General features: G+C 72.7%; 18 protein-coding genes. 8 read left to right on the forward strand and 10 right to left on the reverse strand.

All coding sequences use genetic code 11. From position 1 onward, the window contains the following. Positions 1-94: 94 nt before the first annotated feature. Both IE94_RS0130410 and rsmI read right to left on the reverse strand, forming a co-directional pair. Positions 95-532, reverse strand: a complete 438-nt coding sequence (locus tag IE94_RS0130410; protein ID WP_030190623.1) for a hypothetical protein — start codon at positions 530-532, stop codon at positions 95-97. 229 nt (positions 533-761) lie between these two features. Continuing rightward, positions 762-1610, reverse strand: coding sequence for a 16S rRNA (cytidine(1402)-2'-O)-methyltransferase (gene rsmI / locus IE94_RS0130415; protein ID WP_030190626.1), 849 nt, complete (start codon positions 1608-1610; stop codon positions 762-764). A gap of 96 nt (positions 1611-1706) precedes the next feature. Between rsmI and IE94_RS0130420 the strand changes: the two genes are divergently transcribed. Then, positions 1707-3452 carry a dolichyl-phosphate-mannose--protein mannosyltransferase gene (locus tag IE94_RS0130420; protein ID WP_030190628.1) on the forward strand — a complete coding sequence of 582 codons (1746 nt, stop codon included), beginning with the start codon at positions 1707-1709 and terminating at the stop codon, positions 3450-3452. Positions 3453-3687: 235 nt separating this feature from the next. Here IE94_RS0130420 and IE94_RS0130425 read toward each other — a convergent pair whose 3' ends face one another. Both IE94_RS0130425 and IE94_RS0130430 read right to left on the reverse strand, forming a co-directional pair. Further along, positions 3688-4068: a PIN domain-containing protein gene (locus IE94_RS0130425; RefSeq protein ID WP_342450765.1), complete on the reverse strand. Its 381-nt coding sequence runs from the start codon at positions 4066-4068 to the stop codon at positions 3688-3690. Further along, positions 4065-4319 carry a hypothetical protein gene (locus IE94_RS0130430; protein ID WP_030190633.1) on the reverse strand — a complete coding sequence of 85 codons (255 nt, stop codon included), beginning with the start codon at positions 4317-4319 and terminating at the stop codon, positions 4065-4067. Before IE94_RS0130430 ends, IE94_RS0130425 begins: the two co-directional genes overlap by 4 nt. Before the next feature lie 237 nt (positions 4320-4556). On the opposite strand from IE94_RS0130430, the gene IE94_RS0130435 reads away from it, so the two are divergent. Then, on the forward strand, positions 4557-6179 hold the full coding sequence (locus tag IE94_RS0130435; RefSeq protein ID WP_030190642.1) for a penicillin-binding transpeptidase domain-containing protein: 1623 nt from the start codon (positions 4557-4559) through the stop codon (positions 6177-6179). Positions 6180-6291: 112 nt separating this feature from the next. Beyond that, positions 6292-7995 (forward strand): penicillin-binding transpeptidase domain-containing protein, encoded by a 1704-nt coding sequence (locus IE94_RS0130440; RefSeq protein ID WP_030190644.1) that lies wholly within the window; start codon positions 6292-6294, stop codon positions 7993-7995. Between the two features lie 24 nt (positions 7996-8019). On the opposite strand, the gene IE94_RS0130445 is transcribed toward IE94_RS0130440, so the two are convergent. Next, a complete protein-coding gene (locus tag IE94_RS0130445; protein WP_030190646.1) occupies positions 8020-8400 on the reverse strand; it encodes an SsgA family sporulation/cell division regulator in 381 nt (126 codons plus the stop codon). 165 nt (positions 8401-8565) lie between these two features. Here IE94_RS0130445 and IE94_RS0130450 point away from each other — a divergent pair, with 165 nt between their 5' ends. From IE94_RS0130450 to IE94_RS0130465, 4 genes are all read left to right on the forward strand, one after another. After that, a complete protein-coding gene (locus IE94_RS0130450) occupies positions 8566-9636 on the forward strand; it encodes an energy-coupling factor ABC transporter permease (RefSeq protein ID WP_030190648.1) in 1071 nt (356 codons plus the stop codon). Position 9637: 1 nt separating this feature from the next. Further along, positions 9638-10399 carry a cobalt ECF transporter T component CbiQ gene (gene cbiQ / locus IE94_RS0130455; protein ID WP_030190650.1) on the forward strand — a complete coding sequence of 254 codons (762 nt, stop codon included), beginning with the start codon at positions 9638-9640 and terminating at the stop codon, positions 10397-10399. Next, a complete protein-coding gene (locus IE94_RS0130460) occupies positions 10387-11202 on the forward strand; it encodes an energy-coupling factor ABC transporter ATP-binding protein (RefSeq protein WP_245235340.1) in 816 nt (271 codons plus the stop codon). Before cbiQ ends, IE94_RS0130460 begins: the two co-directional genes overlap by 13 nt. An 84-nt stretch (positions 11203-11286) precedes the next feature. Continuing rightward, entirely contained in the window at positions 11287-12570 is a 1284-nt protein-coding gene (locus tag IE94_RS0130465; protein WP_030190653.1) for a serine hydrolase domain-containing protein, read from the forward strand. Between the two features lie 20 nt (positions 12571-12590). Here the strand turns inward: IE94_RS0130465 and IE94_RS0130470 are convergent, their stop codons facing one another. From IE94_RS0130470 to IE94_RS0130490, 5 genes are all read right to left on the reverse strand, one after another. Next, the gene (locus IE94_RS0130470; protein WP_030190655.1) at positions 12591-12866 is read right to left on the reverse strand and encodes a DUF1876 domain-containing protein; all 276 of its coding nucleotides are present in this window, start codon (positions 12864-12866) and stop codon (positions 12591-12593) included. Positions 12867-12940: 74 nt separating this feature from the next. Beyond that, complete coding sequence (locus IE94_RS0130475) at positions 12941-13786, reverse strand: DMT family transporter (protein ID WP_030190657.1); 846 nt, start codon at positions 13784-13786, stop codon at positions 12941-12943. Next, the gene (locus tag IE94_RS0130480) at positions 13783-14298 is read right to left on the reverse strand and encodes a YbaK/EbsC family protein (RefSeq protein WP_030190659.1); all 516 of its coding nucleotides are present in this window, start codon (positions 14296-14298) and stop codon (positions 13783-13785) included. The genes IE94_RS0130475 and IE94_RS0130480 overlap by 4 nt, the downstream gene beginning before the upstream one ends. Positions 14299-14476: 178 nt before the next feature. Then, on the reverse strand, positions 14477-16711 hold the full coding sequence (locus IE94_RS0130485) for an MMPL family transporter (RefSeq protein ID WP_030190661.1): 2235 nt from the start codon (positions 16709-16711) through the stop codon (positions 14477-14479). Positions 16712-16821: 110 nt separating this feature from the next. Then, complete coding sequence (locus tag IE94_RS0130490; protein ID WP_030190664.1) at positions 16822-17421, reverse strand: TetR/AcrR family transcriptional regulator; 600 nt, start codon at positions 17419-17421, stop codon at positions 16822-16824. 171 nt (positions 17422-17592) lie between these two features. Here IE94_RS0130490 and IE94_RS36255 point away from each other — a divergent pair, with 171 nt between their 5' ends. Continuing rightward, a complete protein-coding gene (locus tag IE94_RS36255; RefSeq protein WP_063829750.1) occupies positions 17593-21459 on the forward strand; it encodes a S41 family peptidase in 3867 nt (1288 codons plus the stop codon). Positions 21460-21483: the final 24 nt, after the last annotated feature.

Here is a 21483-nt window from a genome sequence, read left to right on the forward strand (position 1 = left end):
AGAGGCTCAAGCCGGGCCCACTGGCCATTCGTCAGATCCCCACGTCTCACAGGACGTGATCATCAACGAACAAGATCCACTTTCGCAACAGGCCCTAGCTCGCCCTGCGGTGGAGGTGCAGGACGTGCAGCAGGTCGGCCACGTGCCAGTGCCGGCGTTCGCCGGACAGTCCCGGCGCCATCGGCCCCGGCGCCTCGGGCACCCGCGGCACCTCCAGGGGGCCGGCCGGGGGCACCTGGTGGGCGCCGTGGGTGGTGCCGCGCACGGAGGCGACCCGGCCCGGGCGCAGGATGCGTATGACGTGGCTGTCGCAGGCCGCACAGGTCGGCCGGGTCAGCGGAGAGGGTACGACGCGGCCGTCCGCGACGTAGAGCACGAACGCGTGGCCGTCGGTGTCCGTGTGGTGCTCGATCTCGAACGACTGCTCCCAGCCGTGCCCGCAGCGCATGCAGGCGAAGGAGTACGACTCGTGGACGACGGCGGTGGCACCGGCACGTACTCGGGTCCGCACGGTGCTCTCACTCATGCTCATCCCGGCTCCTTCGGTTCGTTTGGTTCCTTCCTCCAGTGGACTCCTCCACCAGCGGGAAAGCACCAGCCGCTGCCGAGTGTTTGTGCCGATTTGGGCTGCCCTTGGCAGGAGTGCCCGCTAGGTCAGGAGCGGGCCAAGGACGGGGGTGGCCGAGGTCAAGCCGAGCCCTTCCGATCACCTCGTATCACCTCGTATCACCTCCTATCTCCGCGGATCACCCCGGATCCCCTCAGCTCCCCGCGTTCTTCGCCGCCACCACCGCGTCGAACACCTCCCGTTTGGGCACGCCGGCCTGGGCGGCCACCGCGGCGATCGCCTCCTTGCGCCGCTCCCCCGCCTCCTCGCGCACCCGCACCCTGCGCACCAGCTCCTCGGCGCCGATCTCCTCCGGCCCCGTGTCCGGCGCTCCCTCGACGACGACGGTGATCTCGCCCCGCACCCCTTCACCGGCCCACGCGGCCAGTTCGCCGAGCCCGCCCCGCCGGACCTCCTCGTACGTCTTGGTCAGCTCCCGGCAGACGGCGGCCCTCCGGTCGGCGCCGAAGACCTCGGCCATGGCGGCGAGGGTGTCGTCGAGCCGGTGCGGGGCCTCGAAGTAGACGAGGGTCCGCCGCTCCCCGGCGACCTCGCGCAGCCGGGTCAGCCGCTCGCCGGCCTTGCGGGGCAGGAAGCCCTCGAAGCAGAACCGGTCGACCGGCAGCCCGGACAGGGCGAGCGCGGTCAGCACGGCGGAGGGGCCGGGGACCGCGGTGACCCGGACGCCGCGCTCGACGGCGGCGGCGACCAGCCGGTACCCGGGGTCGGACACCGACGGCATCCCGGCGTCGGTGACCAGCAGCACCCGGGCGCCGCCCACCAGCTCCTCGACCAGTTCCGGCGTACGGGCGGACTCGTTGCCCTCGAAGTACGACACGACCCGCCCCGCCGGTGCGACGCCGAGCGCCTGGGTGAGCCGGCGCAGCCGCCGGGTGTCCTCGGCGGCGACGACGTCCGCGCCGGCCAGTTCCGCGGCGAGCCGGGGCGGGGCGTCCTGGACGTCGCCGATGGGGGTGCCCGCGAGTACAAGGGTTCCAGTCACTCCCCCATCCTCCCAGTCCGCCCGGAAGGGGAACGTATCCGCACCCGTCAGCCCCATGCGCGGGACGCGCACAGCGCGGTTCCCTACGATGGCGCGGTGACCAGTACCGCGTCCTCCACGGACACCCGGCAGGGCCAGGCCCCGCACGACGAGCCGCCCACCTGGCAGCAGCGGCTGCGCCGCTTCGGCTACACGGCGGGGCCCGCGGCCGGCGACGTCCGCGACCGGCTGGTGCCGCCGTACACGAGCCCCAGTCCGCGCCTGTGGGTCTTCCTGGGCCTGTCGAAGCCGCTCGCCGACCGGGTCGTGCGCTGGTCGGCGTGGGGCGGACCGCTGCTGGTGGCGCTGCTCGCGGGGGTGCTGCGGTTCTGGAACCTGGGCAGCCCGAAGGCGGTGATATTCGACGAGACGTACTACGCCAAGGACGCGTGGGCGCTGATCCACCGCGGCTTCGAGGTCAACTGGGACAAGAACGCCAACGACCTGATCCTGAACTCGGGCGGGAACGTCCCGATCCCGACCGACGCGGCGTACGTCGTGCACCCGCCGGTCGGCAAGTACGTCATCGGCCTCGGCGAGCTGCTGTTCGGCTTCGACCCCTTCGGCTGGCGCTTCATGACGGCGCTGCTCGGCACGCTGTCGGTGCTGCTGCTGTGCCGGATCGGCCGCCGGCTGTTCCACTCGACCCTCCTCGGGTGCCTGGCGGGCGCCCTGATGGCGCTGGACGGCCTGCACTTCGTGATGAGCCGCACCGCGCTGCTGGACGGCGTGCTGATGTTCTTCGTGCTGGCCGCCTTCGGCTGCCTGGTCGTCGACCGCGACAAGGCCCGGCGGAGACTCGCCGCGGCGCTCCCGGTGGACGAGGACGGCCGCGTCCGCCCCGACGCGCACGTCGCGGAGACCCTCCGCCTCGGGTGGCGCCCCTGGCGCCTGGCGGCGGGCCTGATGCTGGGCCTGGCGGCGGCCACCAAGTGGAACGGCCTGTACGTGATGGCGGCCTTCTGCGTGATGGCCGTGCTGTGGGACGCGGGCTCACGCCGCGTGGCGGGCGCCCACCGCCCCTACCGCGCGGTACTGCGCCGCGACCTGGGCCTGGCCTTCCTCTCCACGGTCCCGGTGGCCCTGGCGACGTACCTCCTCTCCTGGCTCGGCTGGATCCTCTCCCCCTCCGACGGCACCGGCGGCTACTACCGCGACTGGGCCGCGAAGGACGGCGCGCACAGCTCCTGGTCGTGGCTCTTCCCGGACTGGCTGCGCAGCCTGTGGCACTACGAGAACCAGGTGCTGGAATTCCACACCCACCTCACCTCGCCGCACACCTACCAGTCGAACCCCTGGAGCTGGATCGTCCTGGGCCGCCCGGTCTCCTACTTCTACGAGTCGCCCGCGGCCGGCTCGGACGGCTGCCCGGTCGACGCGGGCGAGAAGTGCGCCCGCGAAGTGCTGGCACTGGGCACGCCCCTGCTGTGGTGGGTGGGCTGCTTCGCCCTGCTGTACGTCCTGTGGCGCTGGCTCTTCCGCCGCGACTGGCGCGCGGGCGCCATCGCCTGCGGCGTGGCCGCCGGCTACCTCCCCTGGTTCCTGTACCAGGAGCGCACGATCTTCCTCTTCTACGCCGTCGTCTTCGTCCCGTTCCTGTGCCTGGCGGTGGCGATGCTGCTGGGCGCGATCATCGGCCCCCCGGGCTGCTCCGACACCCGCCGGGTCGCGGGCGCGACGGGAGCGGGCGTCCTGGTCCTCCTCATCGCCTGGAACTTCATCTACTTCTGGCCCCTGTACACGGGCACGGCGATTCCTATGGAGGAGTGGCGGGCGCGCATGTGGCTGGATACGTGGGTGTAGCCGGGCAGAAAGGGTCGCGGGGGCACAGCGGCACTCCGTGCCCCCATGGTCGGCCTCAAGGAGATGTGCATTACATGATGGCTAGGGGCGGCCGCCCCGACCACTTCCTCGGTCTCCCCCGTCTTCCGGCCGGTGGGCAGCAGCGGCTCCGCTCCCATTGCACGCTGCCCTCAACAGGGGCTACGGCTTTCCAGGAGATGCCACTGCCGCCGAGCGGGGATGAGAAGCCAGCCGATCACTCGTCCAGGGCGAGGGACAGCAACCGCACCGGACGCCCCTTCCAGTCCTCGGGGCTGACGGTCGCCACCACAGCGCCGTGCGGGCGTTCCTCCGACGGCTGGGCGACATGCTGCGTGTGAGGGAGGCCCCACCCGTCCGTGCCCGACAGGCTCAGCACAGCGCTCAGATCCAGAGGGAGGATGTCGACTGCCGGGAGCTGTGCCACATGCTCAGCCAGCCCCGGATATGTCCGGTCCGCCTCCACCAGCGCGCACGCCGCCGCGTAAAGGCGGGTCCCGGGGCTGCTGGTGGCCTGGTAGACCAAGCGGGACACCAGCGGGTTGCCTCGTAGGGAAACCAGCGCGCCGGTGTCCAGCACCATGTGCAGTTCGTTCACGCGAACTTGGCCTCCGCGATACGGCGAGCGAGGATCGCATCCGCCTCGGCGTCGGGTGCGGCAGGGTCGTACCCGGTCCACTCCTGGAGGATCTGCCGCGTACGCTCGGCTTCCTCGGCCCGCTCGGCCGGAGTCCTGACCGCCTCCGCGAGCTGGTCGAGCCAGGCGCGCAGGCTCATCCCCTCGGCTTCGGCGACGGAGGCAAGGCGGTCACGGGTCTCGGACCGTGCTCGGATGGTGGCGTCTGACATGCTCTGCCCCTTCCCGGGTGTAGGGCTGGATCCAGACCTCTCACTTTACCCGTGTACGCACACGTACACGTACACATCACGACTCGAGTGCGACCCGAGACGCCCCGGGTCTCCTTTTGGCCACCAATCGGAAACACCCGTACCGCTGGTCACCCCCGGCACATAGAGTGCACCTACAACTACTTCTGAACGCGTTCAAGAAAGCGTGCGGAAGGTCTGACGGGGAGGGGACTGCCCATGGGCAGGGGGGTGAAGGTCGCCGTCATAGGCGGGGTGTTGGCCGTGATGGTGGGCGGTGCCGGGTACGGCGCCTACAACATGGTGTCCGCGCTGGACGGAGGCGGGTCCGGGACGGAGGCCAAGAGCGGGCCGCCGAGTGCGGACGAGGTCGCGGAGGCGAGCGAGAAGTTCTTCGCCGCCTGGGAGAAGGGCGACGCCACGACCGCCGCGTCGTACACCAACAACGCCTCGGTCGCCGGGACGTTGCTGACGGCCTACGGCGAGGAGGCGCACATCGGCGGCGTCGAGATCACGCCGGGCAGGGCGACCGGCACCTCCGTACCGTTCACCGTGAAGGCGAAGGTGTCGTACGAGGGGACGACCAAGCCGTTCGGCTACGAGAGCCGGTTGACCGTGGTGCGCGGGGAGACCAGCGGGCGGCCACTGGTGGACTGGACGCCCTCCGTCGTGCATCCCGGGCTGAAGGACGGGGACACCCTGGTCACCGAGGAGTCCGCGACCCCGCAGATCCAGGCCGTCGGACGGGACGGCAGCACCGTGCTGACGAAGGAGAAGTACCCCTCGCTCGGGCCGGTCCTCGCCACCCTGCGGGAGCGGTACGGCTCCGAGGCCGGCGGCACCCCCGGCGTCGAGCTGGTGGTCCGGCACACGAGCACGCAGGCGCCGGACACCCCGCTGCTGACGCTGACCGAGGGCGAGCCCGGGAAGCTCAGGACGACGCTCAGCGCGAGCGTCCAGGCCGCGGCCGAGAAGGCGGTGAAGCGGTACGGGGAGTCCTCCGTGGTCGCGGTGAAGCCGAGCACCGGTGAGGTCCTGGCCGTGGCCAACAACCGCGCGGACGGCTTCAACGCGGCCTTCCAGGGACGCGTCGCCCCCGGCTCCACCATGAAGATCATCACCGCGGCCATGCTCATCGACAACGGCGTGACCTCGATGAACGGTCCGGCGCCCTGCCCCGACACGGCGACCTGGCAGAGCCAGACCTTCAAGAACCTGACCAACATGAAGCCCAACCCGGGTGCCACGCTGGCCAACACCTTCCTGCGTTCCTGCAACACCGGATTCATCAAGCTCATCGACGAGAAGCCGCTCACGGACGCCTCGTTGACGCAGGAGGCCGAGGAGCGCTTCGGGCTCGGGCAGGACAACTGGCAGACCGGCATCGTGTCCTTCGACGGCCGCGTCCCCGCCTCCGGGGGCCCGGACCGCGCGGCCAACGCCATCGGGCAGGGCCAGGTCCAGATGAACCCGCTGAACATGGCCTCGGTCACCGCGACGGCCATCACCGGCGAGTTCCGCCAGCCCTATCTGGTCCCGTTCGACCTGGACGACCGGGAGCCGGCCACCGCCAAGGGGCTGCCGCAGGGCACCGCCTCCCAGCTCAGGCAGATGATGCGGCTCACCGCCACCCAGGGCACCGCCGTCGAGGCGATGTCCGGGCTCCGCGGCGACATCGGTGCCAAGACCGGGTCGGCCGAGGTCGACGGGCAGGCGGTCTCCAACAGTTGGTTCACCGCCTTCCGCGACGACGTCGCGGCGGCGGCGATGACCGAGGAGGGCGGCCACGGTGGCGACGCGGCCGGGCCGATCGTCGCAGACGTGCTACGAGTCGGCGGCTGAGGCAGACCACTGGCCATGGGTGGCCCTACTGTGGTCCGCGTTGCCGGAGGCATCCGGCGCTGAAGGCACCGAACGCACCGAACGCACCGAACGCACCGAGGAACGGGACGCAGTGGGCAGCAGAAGGGACGCCGCCACCGAGCGGCGCAGGACGAAACCCGCCGTGATCGGCAGTGTCGCCGCCGTGGTCGTGGCCGGGGCCGGATTCGGTGCCTACGCGATGTACGGCGGCGGGGCCGACGGCGAGGACAGCGCGCGCACGAAGTCCGCGGCGGCGGCGGAGAAGGTGAAGTCGGGCCCGCTGACGGCGGCCGAGGTCACCTCGACCGCCCAGCGGTTCCTGACCGCCTGGCAGCGGGGCGACGTGGCCGGCGCGGCCGCCGCGACCGACGACGCCGCGGCCGCGAAGGCGCTGCTCACCGGCTACACCAAGGACGCCCGCATCAAGGACGCCACCTTCACCGCGGGCACCCCGGCCGGGGAGAAGGTCCCGTTCGCCGTGAAGGCCACCGTCGCCTACGGGCAGGCGGCCGAGCCGCTGGCGTACGACAGCGCGCTCACCGTCGTCCGCCGGGAGGGCGACGGCGAACCCCGCGTCGACTGGCACGCCGCCGTCGTGCACCCGGAGTTGAGGGACGGCGACAAGCTGGTCACCGGGAAGGCCGGCGACCCGCCGGTCAAGGCGCTGGACCGCAACGGCGTTGAGCTCACCGCCAAGAAGTACCCCTCCCTGGGCACCGTCCTGGACGGCCTGCGCGACAAGTACGGCAAGAAGTCCGGCGGCACCCCCGGCGTCGAACTGCGCGTGGTGCGCGGCGGGGCGGACGGTGACGGGAAGGGCTCCAAGGAGTCCGGCGCCGGTGACGTCTCCGACAAGACCCTGCTGGAGCTGAGCAAGGGCACCCCCGGCACGCTCAGGACGACGCTCGACCCCGCCCTCCAGGCCGCCGCCGAGAAGCAGGTGGACGGCAGGAAGGGCGCGTCGGTGGTGCTGCTGCGCGCCTCCACCGGTGAGGTCCTCGCGGTCGCCAACGGCGGGCACGGCTTCAACACCGCCTTCCTCGGCTCACTCGCCCCCGGCTCCACCATGAAGGTCATCACGGCCTCGATGCTGCTGGAGAAGAACCTGGCGTCCGTGAACGAGAAGCACCCGTGCCCGAAGTTCTTCAGCTACGGCGGCTGGAAGTTCCAGAACGACGACAAGTTCGAGATCAAGGACGGCACCTTCAAGGCGAGCTTCGCCCGCTCCTGCAACACCGCCTTCATCAGCCAGGCCCCCGAGTTGAAGGACGACGACCTGACCAGGCAGGCGAAGGAGGTCTTCGGCCTGTCCATGAACAACTGGTCGGTCGGCGTGTCCACCTTCGACGGCAGGGTGCCGGTGGAGAGCAAGGCCCAGATGGCCGCCTCCCTCATCGGCCAGGGCGGGGTGCGGATGAACCCGCTGAACATGGCGTCGGTGTCGGCGACCGTGAAGTCGGGCAGCTTCCACCAGCCGTACCTGGTCGCCCCGTCGGTCGACGGGCGGGCGCTCGCCACGGCCTCGCGCACCATGTCGGGCCAGACGCTCGGCGCGCTGCGCGAGCTGATGTCCTACACGGCGGCGTACGGCACGGCCGCGGAGGCGATGGCCGGGGTGAGCGGCGACGTCGGCGCGAAGACCGGCTCGGCCGAGGTCGACGGCCAGGAGAAGCCCAACGGCTGGTTCACCGCGTACCGGGGAGACCTGGCGGCGGCGGGCGTGGTCCAGCAGGGCGGGCACGGCGGCGACACCGCGGGTCCGATGGTCGCGGCGCTGCTCAAGGCGGGCGGCTGACACCCACCGTCCGCCACCGGGTGCTCAGTGGGCCACCGGCTGCGCGGCCGCCTGGTAGGTACGGCGCAGGAAGCGGATGAGTGCCTTGTTCTCGAACTGGACCACCGAGCAGCCCTGCGGGGAGTGGAACTCGACCACGGCCTGCACCCGGCCGCAGGGCCACACCCGCACCTCGCCGCTCCCGGCGGGCGCCCGCAGGCCCTGCTCCAGCAGCGCGCGGGAAAAGGTCCACTCGCGGGAGCGGGACGCCCGGCCGCCCCTGCCGGGCAGGGCGACGCACACCTTGGCGGGGTCCAGCTCGGGGTCGTAGCGCAGGACGACGGGTATCGCTCCGCCGTCGTCCTGGTCGGGGAGGTCCGCGTCCGTCAGGATGTGGGCTCGTGCGTACTGTTCGACTACGGACATGGGGTCGCCCCTTACGCTGTGCCACCTGTGGTGAAGCTGTGCGTCCACCCCCACTCCAATGTCCCATATTTCCCGGCTCACGCCCTGTGAGCCGGATATCACATGTGAGATCAGCCTTTACCTCGCTCTTGCGAACGAGTTGCAATTGGTCTCTATCATCGAACCGTGCATGTACCTGACGGATTCATCAACGCCCCGACCTCCGCCGTGACCGGAGTCGTCGCCGCGGGCGCCATCGCGGTCAGCCTGCGCGGCGCGCGCCGGGAACTGGACGAGCGGACGGCGCCGCTGGCCGGGCTGGTCGCGGCCTTCATCTTCGCCGTGCAGATGCTGAACTTCCCGGTCGCGGCCGGGACCAGCGGGCATCTGCTCGGCGGCGCGCTGGCCGCCATCCTCGTCGGGCCCTGCACCGGCGTGCTGTGTGTCTCCGTCGTCCTGCTCATGCAGGGCATCCTCTTCGCCGACGGCGGCCTGACCGCGCTCGGCGTGAACATCACCGACATGGCGATCGTCACCACGGTCGTCGCCTACGCCCTCTTCCGGGGCCTGGTGAAGGTCCTGCCGCGCACCCGCCGCTCGGTCACCGTCGCCTCGTTCGTCGCCGCGCTCGTCTCCGTCCCGGCCGCCGCCCTCGCCTTCACGCTCCTGTACTGGATCGGCGGCACCACCGACGTCTCCATCGGCAAGGTCGCCACCGCGATGGTCGGCGTGCACGTGCTGATCGGCATCGGCGAGGCCGCGATCACCGCGCTGACCGTCGGCGCCGTCATCGCCGTGCGCCCGGACCTGGTGTACGGGGCGCGCGGGCTTCAGCGGAAGCTCAGGCTGCGGGTGAACGGCGAACTGGTCGACGCCCCCTCCGGCGCCCCTTCCGGCGGCGCCCCGGCCCCCGCGCCCGCCGCCGCCCGCTCGCACCGCACGGTGTGGATCACCGGGCTCGTCGCCTCCCTGGTCCTCGCCGGCTTCGTCAGCTTCTACGCCTCCGCCGACCCCGACGGCCTGGAGAAGGTCGCCTCCGACAAGGGCATCGACGCGAAGGCCGAGGAGCACGCCTCCGCCGACTCCCCGCTCGCCGACTACGGCGTCAAGGACATCACCGACGCCCGGGTCTCCGGGGGCCTGGCGGGCGTGATCGGCGTCGGCGTCACCGTCGTCGCGGGCAGCGCCGTGTTCTGGGCGGTGCGCAGGCGGCGGGGCGACGACGTCTCCCCGAGCACCACCGAAACGGCCGTCTGACGTGGGCGCGGGCCACGCCCACCGGCTCTACCGGCACGGCCACTCCGCCGTGCACGGCCTGCCGCCGCACACCAAGCTCGCCGCGTCCTTCGCCTTCGTGGTCGTCGTGGTGTCGACGCCGCGCGAGGCGATGTGGGCCTTCGGCCTGTACGCCGTACTGCTCGCGGCGGTGGCCCACGCGGCCCGGGTCCCGGCACCCTTCCTGCTCAAACGGCTGCTGATCGAGGTGCCGTTCGTCGCGTTCGCGGTGCTCCTGCCCTTCGTGGCGCAGGGCGAGCGGGTCGACGTGCTCGGCCTGTCCCTGAGCGTCGAGGGCCTGTGGGGCGCCTGGAACGTCCTGGCCAAGGGCACCCTGGGCGTCGCCGCCTCCGTGCTCCTCGCCTCCACGACCGAGCTGCGGGAACTCCTCCTCGGCCTCCAGCGGCTGAGGCTGCCGCCGCTGCTGGTGCAGATCGCCTCGTTCATGATCCGGTACGGCGACGTGATCGCGGACGAGATGCGGCGGATGCGGATCGCCCGGGAGTCCCGGGGCTTCGAGGCCAAGGGCGTACGGCACTGGGGCGTGCTCGCCAAGTCCGCGGGGGCGCTGTTCATCCGCTCCTACGAGCGCGGCGAACGCGTCCACCTGGCCATGGTCAGCCGCGGGTATGCCGGTTCGATGCCGGTGATCGACGAGGTGACCGCGTCCCGGGCGCAGTGGTCGTACGCGCTGACCCTCCCGTGTGCGGCGCTGGTGGTCTGTCTGCTGGGATGGACCCTGTGACCGACCCACTGACAGGCCCCGTCGCCGACCCCGCGCCAGACGCCGTGCCCAACACCCCCGCCTCCCTCGACGTCCGCGGCCTCGCCTTCGCCTACCCCGACGGGCACCAGGCCCTGTTCGGCGTGGACTTCTCCGTCGCCCGCGGCGAGCGGGTCGCGCTGCTCGGGCCGAACGGCGCGGGCAAGACGACGCTCGTGCTGCACCTCAACGGCATCCTGACCGGCGGCACCGGCACGGTCACCGTCGCCGGGCTGCCGGTCGACAAGCGGAACATGGCCGAGATCAGGCGCCGGGTCGGCATCGTCTTCCAGGACCCCGACGACCAGCTGTTCATGCCGACCGTGCGCGAGGACGTGGCGTTCGGACCGGCGGCGGCCGGGGTGAAGGGGGCGGAGCTGGAGGCCTGTGTGGAGCGGGCGCTCACCCTGGTCGGCATGGCGGAGTTCGGCAACCGGCCGCCGCACCATCTCTCCTTCGGCCAGCGGCGCCGGGTGGCGGTGGCGACCGTGCTCGCCATGGAGCCGGAGATCCTGGTCCTGGACGAGCCCTCCTCCAACCTCGACCCGGCCTCCCGCCGCGAACTCGCCGACATCCTGCGCTCCCTGGACGTCACGGTCCTGATGGTCACCCACGACCTGCCCTACGCCCTGGAGCTGTGCCCGCGCGCGCTGATCCTCAGCGACGGCGTGATCGCGGCGGACGGACCGACCGCCGCGCTGCTCTCCGACGACGAGCTGATGCGCGCCCACCGCCTGGAACTGCCCTTCGGCTTCGACCCGCGATCGGTCCCGGCGAGCGGCTGAGGAATCGCGGACGGCCGGTGGCGGTTGCACCCCACGGTCACGGGCGAGCGGAAGGAGCGCGGAAGAGTGGAGGCGGACGGGAGCGTGGACGTGCACGGCACGGTGGCCGAGGGCTTCGAGCCGGTGAGGGACGCGTTCGCACGGAACTTCACCGCGCTCGGCGAGCGGGGCGCGGCCGTCGCCGTCTACCGGGACGGGCGCAAGGTCGTCGACCTGTGGGGCGGCACCAGAAACGTCGACGACACCACCGGCGCCGAACCGTGGCGCCGGGGCACCGCCCAGGTGGTCCGCTCGGCGACCAAGGGCGTCGCCGCCGCCGTACCGCTGCTGCTGCACCGGCGCGGGGAGCTGGACCTGGACGCGCCGGTGGGCGAGTACTGGCCGGAGTTCAAGGCGCACGGCAAGGAGCGGGTGCTGGTCCGGCACGTGCTGAACCACCGGGCCGGGCTGCCGGTCCTGGACCGTCCGCTCACCCCCGCCGACGCCCTCGACCCGCTGCGGGGCCCCGCGGCCGTCGCGGCGCAGGCACCGGTCTGGGAGCCGGGCACCGACCACGGCTACCACGCGCTGACCTACGGCTGGCTGCTCGACGAGCTGGTCCGCCGGGTGACGGGCGGGCGGGGCGCCGGACAGTGGATCGCGGACGAGATCGCCGCGCCGCTGGACCTGAACCTGTGGGTGGGGCTGCCCGCGGCGGAGGAGGCGGCCGGGCGGGCCGGTCGCGTCGGGCCCCTGCCGGACCCCCCGCCCTCCGGGACCGGCCCGTCGGGCACCGGTCCGCGGCTGCGCCCCAAGCGCTCGGTCACCGAGGCCTACGGGAACCCGGACTCCCTCACCCGCCGCGCCTTCGCCGCGATCACCCCGTCCCCCGACCAGAACGACCCGGCGTACCGCGCGGCCGCGCTCCCGGCCGCGGGCGGCATCGCGACGGCCGACGGTCTCGCCCGCTTCTACGCGGCGCTGATCGGCGAGGTCGACGGCGTGACGCGCGGGGTGACGCGCGGGGTGACGCGCGGGGTGACGCGCGGGGTGACGCGCGGGGTGACGCGCGGGGTGCGGCTGTTCGACCCGGCGACCATGGAGCTGGCCCGCGCCGAGGAGTCCGCGGGGCCCGACCGGGTCCTGGTCGTGGGCACCCGGTTCGGCCTCGGCTACATGCTGCACGGCGGCGCGTCCCCGTTCCTGTCCCCCGGCTCCTTCGGCCACCCGGGCCGCGGCGGCTCCCTGGGCTTCGCCGACCCGGAGGCGGGCATCGCCCTGGGCTACGTCACCAACGGCTTCCGCAAGTCCGTGACGGCGGACCCGCGGGCGCAGGCGCTGGTGCGGGCGGTGCGCGCGTCGCTCGGCCAGGGTTCGTCCCCGTCCTAGCGACGGACCCCGACCCCGGTTCAGACGTGGATGGGGTGCGAGGTCCGCCCCGACGCCGCGTCGATCTCGTCGTGGGCCTTGGTGAGCAGCTGCATCGCCAGCTCGTTCAACGCCCGCGCGCCCGCGACCTCCTCACCGACGCGTGGCTGCTGGGAGTCGACCCGGTGCCGGCTGGCGTGGCCGTGCGCGCGGACCTCGGTGCCGTCGGGGAGCCGCACCATCGCGACCGCCCGCGTGTGCTGGTCGTCCTCCGTGAACTCCAGCTCGACATGCCATCCCACTGTGGTGTGCATCATGACGATCACCTCCGGAACACCTCCTTCCAGGGTGCGCCTCGCGACGGCCGTACGCACCATCCGGGCGGGCTCGGCTATCCCGTGCGCAGCATCAGCCCGATCCCGACGACCAGCAGGCCGGCCGCCGCGATCCGGGGCGCGCCGAACCGCTCCTTGAAGAAGAGGGCCCCTATCGCGGCGCCGACCAGGATCGACGACTCGCGCAGGGCGGCGATGGGCGCGAGTTCGGCCCGGGTCTGCGCCCACAGGACCAGGGCGTAGGCGGTGACGGACAGCGCCGCGCCGACCAGTCCGAGACCGGCCTGCGGCCGCAGCAGCGCCCAGGACCCGGCGCGGTGCCGGTACAGGAAGTACGCCGGCAGGACCGTCCCCTGCACTGCCATCAGCCAGGCGATGTAGCCGAGGGAGGAGCCGGAGGCGCGCACGCCGAGGCCGTCGACGACCGTGTACGCCGCGATGGTCACGCCGGTCGCCAGGGCGGCGCCGATGGCCGCCCAGTCGGGCCGGCGGCCGCGCAGCCCCCACAGGGCGACGCCGGTCAGTCCCGCGCAGGAGACCAGGATGCCCCCGGTAGCCCAGCCGTCCGGCACCTCGTGGGCGAAGACGGCGGCGAGGACGGTGACCAGCAGCGGTGCGCTGCCGCGGGCGATCGGGTAGGCCTGGCCGAAGTCGCCCAGCCGGAAGGAGCGCATCAGCAGGGCGTAGTACGCGATGTGGACGGCGGCGGAGACCAGGAGGTAGGGCCATGCCCCGGCCGCCGGGAACGCCGTGAACGGCAGCAGCGCGAGGCCGATGAGCATCCCGCCGCCGGAGATCAGCGCGAAGCCGGTCAGCTTGTCGGCGATCCGGTGGGCGATGGCGTTCCAGCTGGCGTGGGTGACCGCCGCGAGCAGGACGGCGGCGGTGACCAGCGGGGTCACGCGGAGCGCTCGCGCACGTCCACGAGGGTGGCGCCGGCGGTGGCGACGAGGTCCTTGGGCTCCATCGGGAAGACGGCGTACGGGGTGCCGGCGGCGGCCCAGACGATGTCGTGGGCGAGCAGGGACCGGTCGGCCAGCACCCGGGTCCTGGTGCGGTGCCCGAAGGGCGGCACGCCGCCGATCGCGTACCCGGTCGTCTCCCGGACGACGTCGGCCTTGGCCCGGGTGACCTGGTCGGCGCCGAGTTCCTCGCGGACCCGGTCCAGGTCGACGCGGGAGGCGCCGTCCATGAGGACGAGGACGGGCACGCCGTCGGCGGCGAAGATGAGCGACTTGCAGATCTGGCTCAGCTCGCACCCGATGGCGGCGGCGGCCTCGGTGGCGGTGCGCGTGGCCTCCGGGAAGCGCCGGGCCCGTCCGGCCAGTTCGCCCAGGCCCACTTCGCCCAGGGCGGCGGCGAAGCGCGGGTGGGCGGCGGAGTCGGAGGCGGAGGCGTCGTCGGTCGTCGTCATGGACCGCACCGTAGCGGTACGTGTAGCCCACAGGCGACCGGGTTACGGGGCCGTCGGGTGCCCCGCGACGGAGGAAGCCGGTGAGGGCAGCCCCGTCCCCACGGAACCCTCACCGGCTGGTCTGTGCCGTCCTCCGTCAGAGGCGGACGCTCAGGTGCGGACGGTCGGGTGCGGACGGTCAGGTGCGCACCAGCTCCCGTTCGTCGGGGCCGGCGCCCCGCTCCTCGGCCGTGCGCAGGCCCTCGCCCTCGACGTCCACGTTGGGCAGCGCGCGGTCCAGCCACTTCGGCAGCCACCAGGCCTTCTTGCCGAGCAGGGCGAGGACCGCGGGGACGATGGCCATGCGGACGACGAACGCGTCGAAGAAGACGGCGATCGCGAGGCCGAAGCCGATCATCTTCACCATCGACTCGCTGGAGCCGATGAAGCCCGCGAAGACCGCCATCATGATCACGGCCGCGGCGGTGACGACCCGGGCGCCGTGCTTGAAGCCGGTGACGACGGCCTGGTTCGGCTTCTCGCCGTGGACGTAGGCCTCCCGCATCCGGGTGACCAGGAAGACCTCGTAGTCCATGGCCAGGCCGAAGACCACGCCGACCATGAAGATCGGCATCATCGACATGACCGGTCCGGTCTCCTCGACGCCCATCAGGCCGGCCAGCCAGCCCCACTGGAAGACCGCGACGACCGCGCCGAGGGCCGCCATGACGGAGAGCAGGAAGCCGAGGGCCGCCTTGAGCGGGACCAGGATCGAGCGGAAGACCACGATCAGCAGGAGGAAGGCCAGGCCGACGACCAGGACGAGGTAAGGCACCAGCGCGTCGTTGAGCTTCTGGCTGACGTCGATGTTCATCGCCGTCGAGCCGGTGACCAGGGTCTCGGCGCCGGTCTTGGCCTCGATGTCGCCGCCCGCGTCACGGATGGCGTGCACCAGGTCCTCGGTCTGCACGGAGGACGGCTTGGAGTCCGGGATCACGGTGATCGTCGCGGTGTCGCCGCCCTTGTTGGGGGAGGGCGGGGTCACCGCCACGACGCCGTCGAGGTCCTTGATCCGCTTCTCGACGTCGGTGAAGGCGTCCTTGGGGGCGTCGCTGCCCTTGGCGTCCACGACGACCACCAGGGGGCCGTTGAAACCGGGGCCGAAGCCCTCCGACAGCAGGTCGTAGGCGCGGCGCTGAGTCGTGGACGCGGGCTGGGAGCCGTCGTCGGGCAGGCCCAGTTCCAGGGAGGTCGCGGGGACCGCGGCGGCGCCGAGGCCGATGACGCCCAGGAGGAGGACGGCCAGGGGCCGGCGGACGACGAAGCTCGCCCAGCGGGTGCCCAGGTTGGCCTTGGGCCGGCCGTCCGGCTCGTCGGTCTTCGGCTCGCCCTTGCGGAGGCGGCCTAGCCGCTTGCCCTTCGCACCCGCCGGCTTGACCCGGCGGCCGGCGTAGCCGAGCAGCGCGGGGATCATCGTCAGGGCGATCAGGACCGCGATGGCGACGGTGCCGGCCGCCGCGACGCCCATCTTGGTGAGCATCGGGATGTTGACGACCGCGAGGCCCACCAGGGCGATGACGACGGTGAGGCCGGCGAAGACGACCGCCGAGCCCGCGGTGCCGACCGCCCGTCCGGCGGCCTCCTCGCGCTCGCGCCCCTCGGCGAGTTCCGCGCGGTAGCGGGAGACGATGAACAGGGCGTAGTCGATGCCGACCGCGAGGCCGATCATCATCGCCAGGATGGAGGTGGTCGAGCCCAGTTCGAGCGCGCTCGCCAGCGCGGTGATCGAGGAGACGCCGATGCCGACGCCGATCAGGGCGGTGAGCAGGGGCAGCCCGGCCGCGACCAGCGAGCCGAAGGTGATGACCAGGACGACCGCGGCGACCGCGATGCCGATGACCTCGGTGGCGCCGGTCTCCGGGACGGCCTGGAGCGCGTCACCGCCGATCTCGACGGTCAGCCCGGCGTCGCGCGCCTGCTGGGCGGCGTCCTCCAGGGCGTCCTTGGTGGACTCCTCCAACTCCATGCCGGAGACGTCGTACTTCACCGAGGCGTAGGCGATCGTGCCGTCCTTGCTGACGGCGTCGCCGGTGTAGGGGTTGGTGACCGAGGCGACCTCGGAGCCGTCCGCGAGTTCGTCGACGGTCTTCGCGACGGTCGCCTTGTTGCCGGCGTCCGTCATCTTCTGGCCGGACGGTGCCTTGAAGACGACGCGTGCGGTCGCCCCGTCGGCGCTCTGGCCGGGGAAGCGCTGTTCCAGCAGGTCGAAGGCCTTCTGGGCCTCCGTACCGGGGATGGAGAAGGAGGAGTTGCCGGCGGGCGGGGCGCTGGCCGCGCCGACGCCGGCGAGCGTCAGCAGGGCCACCCAGATCAGGGCGACGAAGTGCCGTCGGCGGAAGGCGAGCCGGCCGAGTTTGTAGAGGAACGTGGCCACGAGGGCGTACTCCCGGTCAGGTCGTGGGTCTTCAGGGCAGGGGTGATCAGCCCGACGACGTGAGCGGATACGTCAGGTGGGGCTCGGTGTCACTGGGGTGCAGGGACGTGTCAGTGGGTGGAGACGCCGAGGGCGGGGAGGATCACGGCGTCGATGTAGGAGGCGAGGAACGCCCGGGTCGGCGGCTGGTCGTCCAGCAGCGTGCGGGTCGCGAAACCGCCGACCATCATGTGCACGAGGAAGTCCAGCGCCGGACAGTCCGCTCTGATCTCACCGCGGTCGACGGCGCGTTGCAGCACACGCTGGAACTCCGCCATCTCCGGTTCGATGAGCTGTTCCCGGAACGCCTGGCGGAGGTCCGGGTTCTGGTGCAGCGCCATGGCGACACCCCGCATCAGCGCGGAGTTCTGCTCCATGGTGCAGTCGTCCTCGCGCACCATCAGGGCGTGCAGGTCGCCGCGGAGCGAGCCGGTGTCGACGTCGCCGATCTCGCCCGGCTTGTTGTGCCGGATGGCCTTCACGACCAGCTCCGGCTTGCCGCCCCACTGGCGGTAGAGCGTCGCCTTGCTGGACCGGGTGCGGGCGGCCACGGCGTCCATGGTGAGGGCGTCGTAACCGACTTCGCGGAGCAGGTCGAGCACGGCCTCGTACAGCTCGGCCTCGCGCTCGGGAGTGATCCGGCTGCGGCGCGCGGTGACGGTCTCCGTCATCTCGCTCACTCCTCTCCGTCCCGTTCGGCCCGGTCCCCCGGACCAGAACGACACCGTTTCGTACACGACGAATGTACCCCACCCCCTAACGAAACGAAACGGTTTCGTTCGTGGCGTGGGTCACGGTTGTCGGCACCGCATAAGTTGCCGGTACCCGGCGCCCGGAAAAGCATGGGGTGGGTGAGTTATCTGCGCCTTCCGCACCTCAGTGGCGACCGGCTGTGCTTCGTGGCCGAGGACGACCTCTGGCTCGCCTCCCTCGACGGTCCGGGCCGGGCCTGGCGGCTCACCGTCGACCGCACCAAGGCCGGTCCCCCGCGCTTCTCCCCCGACGGCCGCCACATCGCGTACACCAGCTGGCGCAGTCTGGTGCCGGAGGTCCACCTGGTGCCGGTGGACGGCGGCCCCGGACGGCAGCTCACCCACTGGGGCGGCTTCGACACCCGGGTCTGCGGCTGGTCGCCCCCGGATCCCGACGGGAGCACCGCCGTCCTCGCCGTCGCCTCGCACGGCGAGCCCTTCTCGCACCTCACATGGGCCTACAAGGTCACCCCCGACGGCGACCCCGGCCGCAAGCTGCCCTGGGGGCCGGTCACCGACATCCAGGCCGCCGATCTCGACGGGGAGCGCAAAATCCTCCTCCTGACCGGCACCCCGCCGCACGAGCCTGCCGCCTGGAAGCGCTACCGGGGCGGCGCCACCGGCCGGCTCTGGCTGCACGGCGAGCGGCTCCTGCCCGACCTCGGCGGACACCTCGCCGCCCCCCTGTTCGTCGGCGGCCGGATCGCCTTCCTCTCCGACCACGAGGGCGTCGGCAACCTCTACTCCTGCGCCCACGACGGCACCGACCTGCGCCGCCACACCGACCACGACGCGTTCTACGCCCGCAACGCGTCGAGCGACGGCACCCGGGTGGTGTACCAGTGCGCGGGCGACCTGTGGATCGTGGAGGACCTCGCGCCCGGCTCGGCCCCGCGCCGGCTCGACGTGCGGCTGAGCGGGCCGCGCGCGGGACGGCGTACGTACCAGGTGCCCGCTGCGCAGCACGTGGGCGGCGTCTCGGTCGACGAGACGGGCCGCGCGAGCGCCGTCGTCGTACGCGGCAGCCTGTACTGGCTCACCCACCGCGACGGCCCGGCCCGCACCATCGCGGACACCCCGGGGGTACGGGTGCGGCTGCCGGAGATGCTCGGGGAGAGCGGACGGATCGCGTACGTGACGGACGCGGAGGGCGAGGACGCCGTCGAGATCTCCTACCTGCCCCGGGCGACCGGAGGCCGCGCGGCCCGACGGCTGGCCTCCGGACGCCTCGGCCGGGTCCTGGAGCTGGTCTCGGACCCCGCGGGCGACCGCCTCGCCGTCGCCTCGCACGACGGACGGCTGCTGATCCTCGACGTCGCGGAGCCGGACACGGAGGTGACACGGACGCTGGAGGCGGTGGACGCCGGGTACGCGGCGGACGCGGCGGACGCGGCGGACGCGGCGGACGCGGCGGACGCGGCGGACGCGGCGGACGCGGCGGACGCGGCGGACGCGGCGGAGGGCAACGAGCCGGGCACGGGCACGGGCACGGGTACGGGTACGGGTACGGGGGGAGACAGCCCCGCCGAAGGCGAGCCGACGAACAGCGAACCGACGAACAGCGAGCCGACGGCAAGCGACCCCGCGGACAGCGACCCGACCCCGAGCGCACCCCCGGGCAGCGAACCCCCGGGCAGCGAGCCGACGCCCGGCGGCACGCCGGTCAACAGCACGACGGCAGGCGGCCCCGTCGCAGGAGACACGACGGCAGGCGGCCCCCCGGCCGAAGCCCCCCGCCCAGGCATCCCCCGCGACGACGCCCGCCCCGGCTCCGGACCGGCCGGACCGGCCGACGCGGACCCCGGCATCGGACCGGCCGACGCGGACCCGCGCATCGGCGGCACCGCGGCACCGGGCGCCCCCGGCACCCCCGCGACCGCCGGAGGCCGGGTCACCGAGCTGATCCGCTCCGTCAACGGCCCCGTGCGCGACCTCGCCTTCTCCCCCGACGGGACCTGGCTCACCTGGTCGCACCCCGGCATCGGACGCACCCTGCGGCAGATCAAGATGGCCCGGATCGACGGCCCGGAGGGCACCCTCGTCGTCGACGTCACCAACGGCCGCTTCGAGGACGAGAACCCGGTGTTCACCCGGGACGGCCGCTACCTCGCCTTCCTGTCCTGGCGCGGCTTCGACCCGGTGTACGACGTGCACACCGGCGACCTGTCCTTCCCGCTGGGCTGCCGCCCCTACCTGGTGCCGCTGTCCTCCGCCACCCCCTCCCCCTTCGCCCTCAACCCCGAGGGCCGCCCCGCGGCCGGGGGCCTCGACCCCCTGGAGGACGAGCCCGGCGAGGGCGGCGCGGTCACCGTCGAGGTCGAGGGGCTGGAGAACCGGGTGACGCCGTTCCCGGTCACCGCCTCCAAGTACTCGGCGCTGGAGCCGGTCGCGGGCGGCGGCCTGGTCTGGCTGCGCTGGCCGATCTCGGGCGCGCTCGGCGAGACCTTCGCCAACCCGGCCGACCCGAGCGAACGGCCCACGCTGGAACACTTCAACCTGGCCAAGGCGAAGAAGTCCGAACTGGTCGACCACCTCGACTGGTTCCGGGTCAGCGGCGACGGCAGCCGCCTGGTCGTGCTCGACGAGGGCGAGCTGCGCGCCGTACCGGCGACCGAGGCGGGCGACGGAGACTCGACCACCTGGATCGACCTGCGCCGCATCCTGCACGAGGTCGACCCGGCCGCCGAGTGGCGCCAGGCGTACGACGAGGCGGGGCGGCTGATCCGCGCCTACTTCTGGGACCCCGGCATGTGCGGCATCGACTGGGACGCGGTCCTCGACCAGTACCGCCCGCTGCTCGAACGGGTCGCCTCCCCCGACGAGTTCGCCGACCTGCTGCGCGAGGTGCTCGGCGAGCTGGGCACCTCGCACGCCTACGTCGTCGCCGCCCGGCGCAACGAGGGCCCGGCGCACTACCAGCGCTGGCAGGGCCTGCTCGGCGCCAACTTCGTCTGCCGGGACGGGCGGTGGGTGGCCAAGCGGATCCTGCCGGGCGACTCCTCCGACTCCAAGGCCCGCTCCCCGCTGGCCGGCACGGGCATCCGCGACGGAGCCGTCCTGACCCACGTCGACGGCCGCCCGGTCGATCCGGTCCTCGGCCCCTCCCCGCTGCTGGCGGGCGCGGGCGGTACGACGGTGGAGCTGACCTTCTCGCCCGGCGAGGGATGCCGGGGCCCCTCCCGCCGGGTCGCCGTCGTCCCGCTGGTCGACGAACGCCCCCTGCGCTACCAGGACTGGGTGGCCAAACGCCGCGAGGTGGTGCGGGAGCTGAGCGGCGGCCGGTGCGGCTACCTGCACATCCCCGACATGGGCGGTTCCGGCTGGGCGCAGTTCAACCGCGACCTGCGCATGGAGGTGTCCCGGCCCGCGCTCATCGTGGACGTGCGCGGCAACGCGGGCGGACACATCAGCGAGCTGGTCATCGAGAAACTGACCCGGACCATCCTGGGCTGGGACCTGACGCGGGACGCCCAGCCGGTGTCGTACACCTCCAACGCGCCGCGCGGTCCGGTCGTCGCGGTCGCCGACGAGGCGACGTCCTCGGACGGCGACATGATCACGGCCGCGTTCAAGCTGCTGCGCCTCGGCCCGGTGGTCGGGCAGCGCACCTGGGGCGGCGTGGTCGGCATGACCGGCCGGCACCGGCTCGGCGACGGCTCGGTGATCACGGTGCCGATGAACGCGGCCTGGTTCGACGCCTACGGCTGGTCCGTGGAGAACTACGGCGTCGCCCCCGACGTCGAGGCGCTGCGCACACCGCTGGACTGGGCCGAGGGCCGCTATCCGGTCCTGGACGAGGCGGTGCGGCTGGCCCTGGAGCTGCTGGAGACCAACCCGCCCGCCACGCCGCCCGGTTATGACGCCGTACCGGACCGCTCGCGTCCGCCGCTGCCGCCGCGGGAGTGGGAATCGCCCCGTGAAACCCCTGGGAGCACGGGAAAGGGCGCCCACCCGTGACGACCGGGGGGCGCCCTCTCACCT

Source organism: Streptomyces violaceorubidus, assembly GCF_000717995.1.
Lineage (GTDB): Bacteria > Actinomycetota > Actinomycetes > Streptomycetales > Streptomycetaceae > Streptomyces > Streptomyces violaceorubidus.

Bases quoted from the DNA above. Each gene is read 5' to 3' on its own strand.
- IE94_RS0130430 (WP_030190633.1), bottom strand. From the start codon at position 4,319: ATGTCAGACGCCACCATCCGAGCACGGTCCGAGACCCGTGACCGCCTT.
- IE94_RS0130460 (WP_245235340.1), top strand. From the start codon at position 10,387: ATGGACCCTGTGACCGACCCACTGACAGGCCCCGTCGCCGACCCCGCG.
- IE94_RS0130435 (WP_030190642.1), top strand. From the start codon at position 4,557: ATGGGCAGGGGGGTGAAGGTCGCCGTCATAGGCGGGGTGTTGGCCGTG.
- IE94_RS0130410 (WP_030190623.1), bottom strand. From the start codon at position 532: ATGAGCATGAGTGAGAGCACCGTGCGGACCCGAGTACGTGCCGGTGCC.
- IE94_RS0130445 (WP_030190646.1), bottom strand. From the start codon at position 8,400: ATGTCCGTAGTCGAACAGTACGCACGAGCCCACATCCTGACGGACGCG.
- IE94_RS0130480 (WP_030190659.1), bottom strand. From the start codon at position 14,298: ATGACGACGACCGACGACGCCTCCGCCTCCGACTCCGCCGCCCACCCG.
- IE94_RS36255 (WP_063829750.1), top strand. From the start codon at position 17,593: ATGGGGTGGGTGAGTTATCTGCGCCTTCCGCACCTCAGTGGCGACCGG.
- IE94_RS0130490 (WP_030190664.1), bottom strand. From the start codon at position 17,421: ATGACGGAGACCGTCACCGCGCGCCGCAGCCGGATCACTCCCGAGCGC.
- IE94_RS0130470 (WP_030190655.1), bottom strand. From the start codon at position 12,866: ATGATGCACACCACAGTGGGATGGCATGTCGAGCTGGAGTTCACGGAG.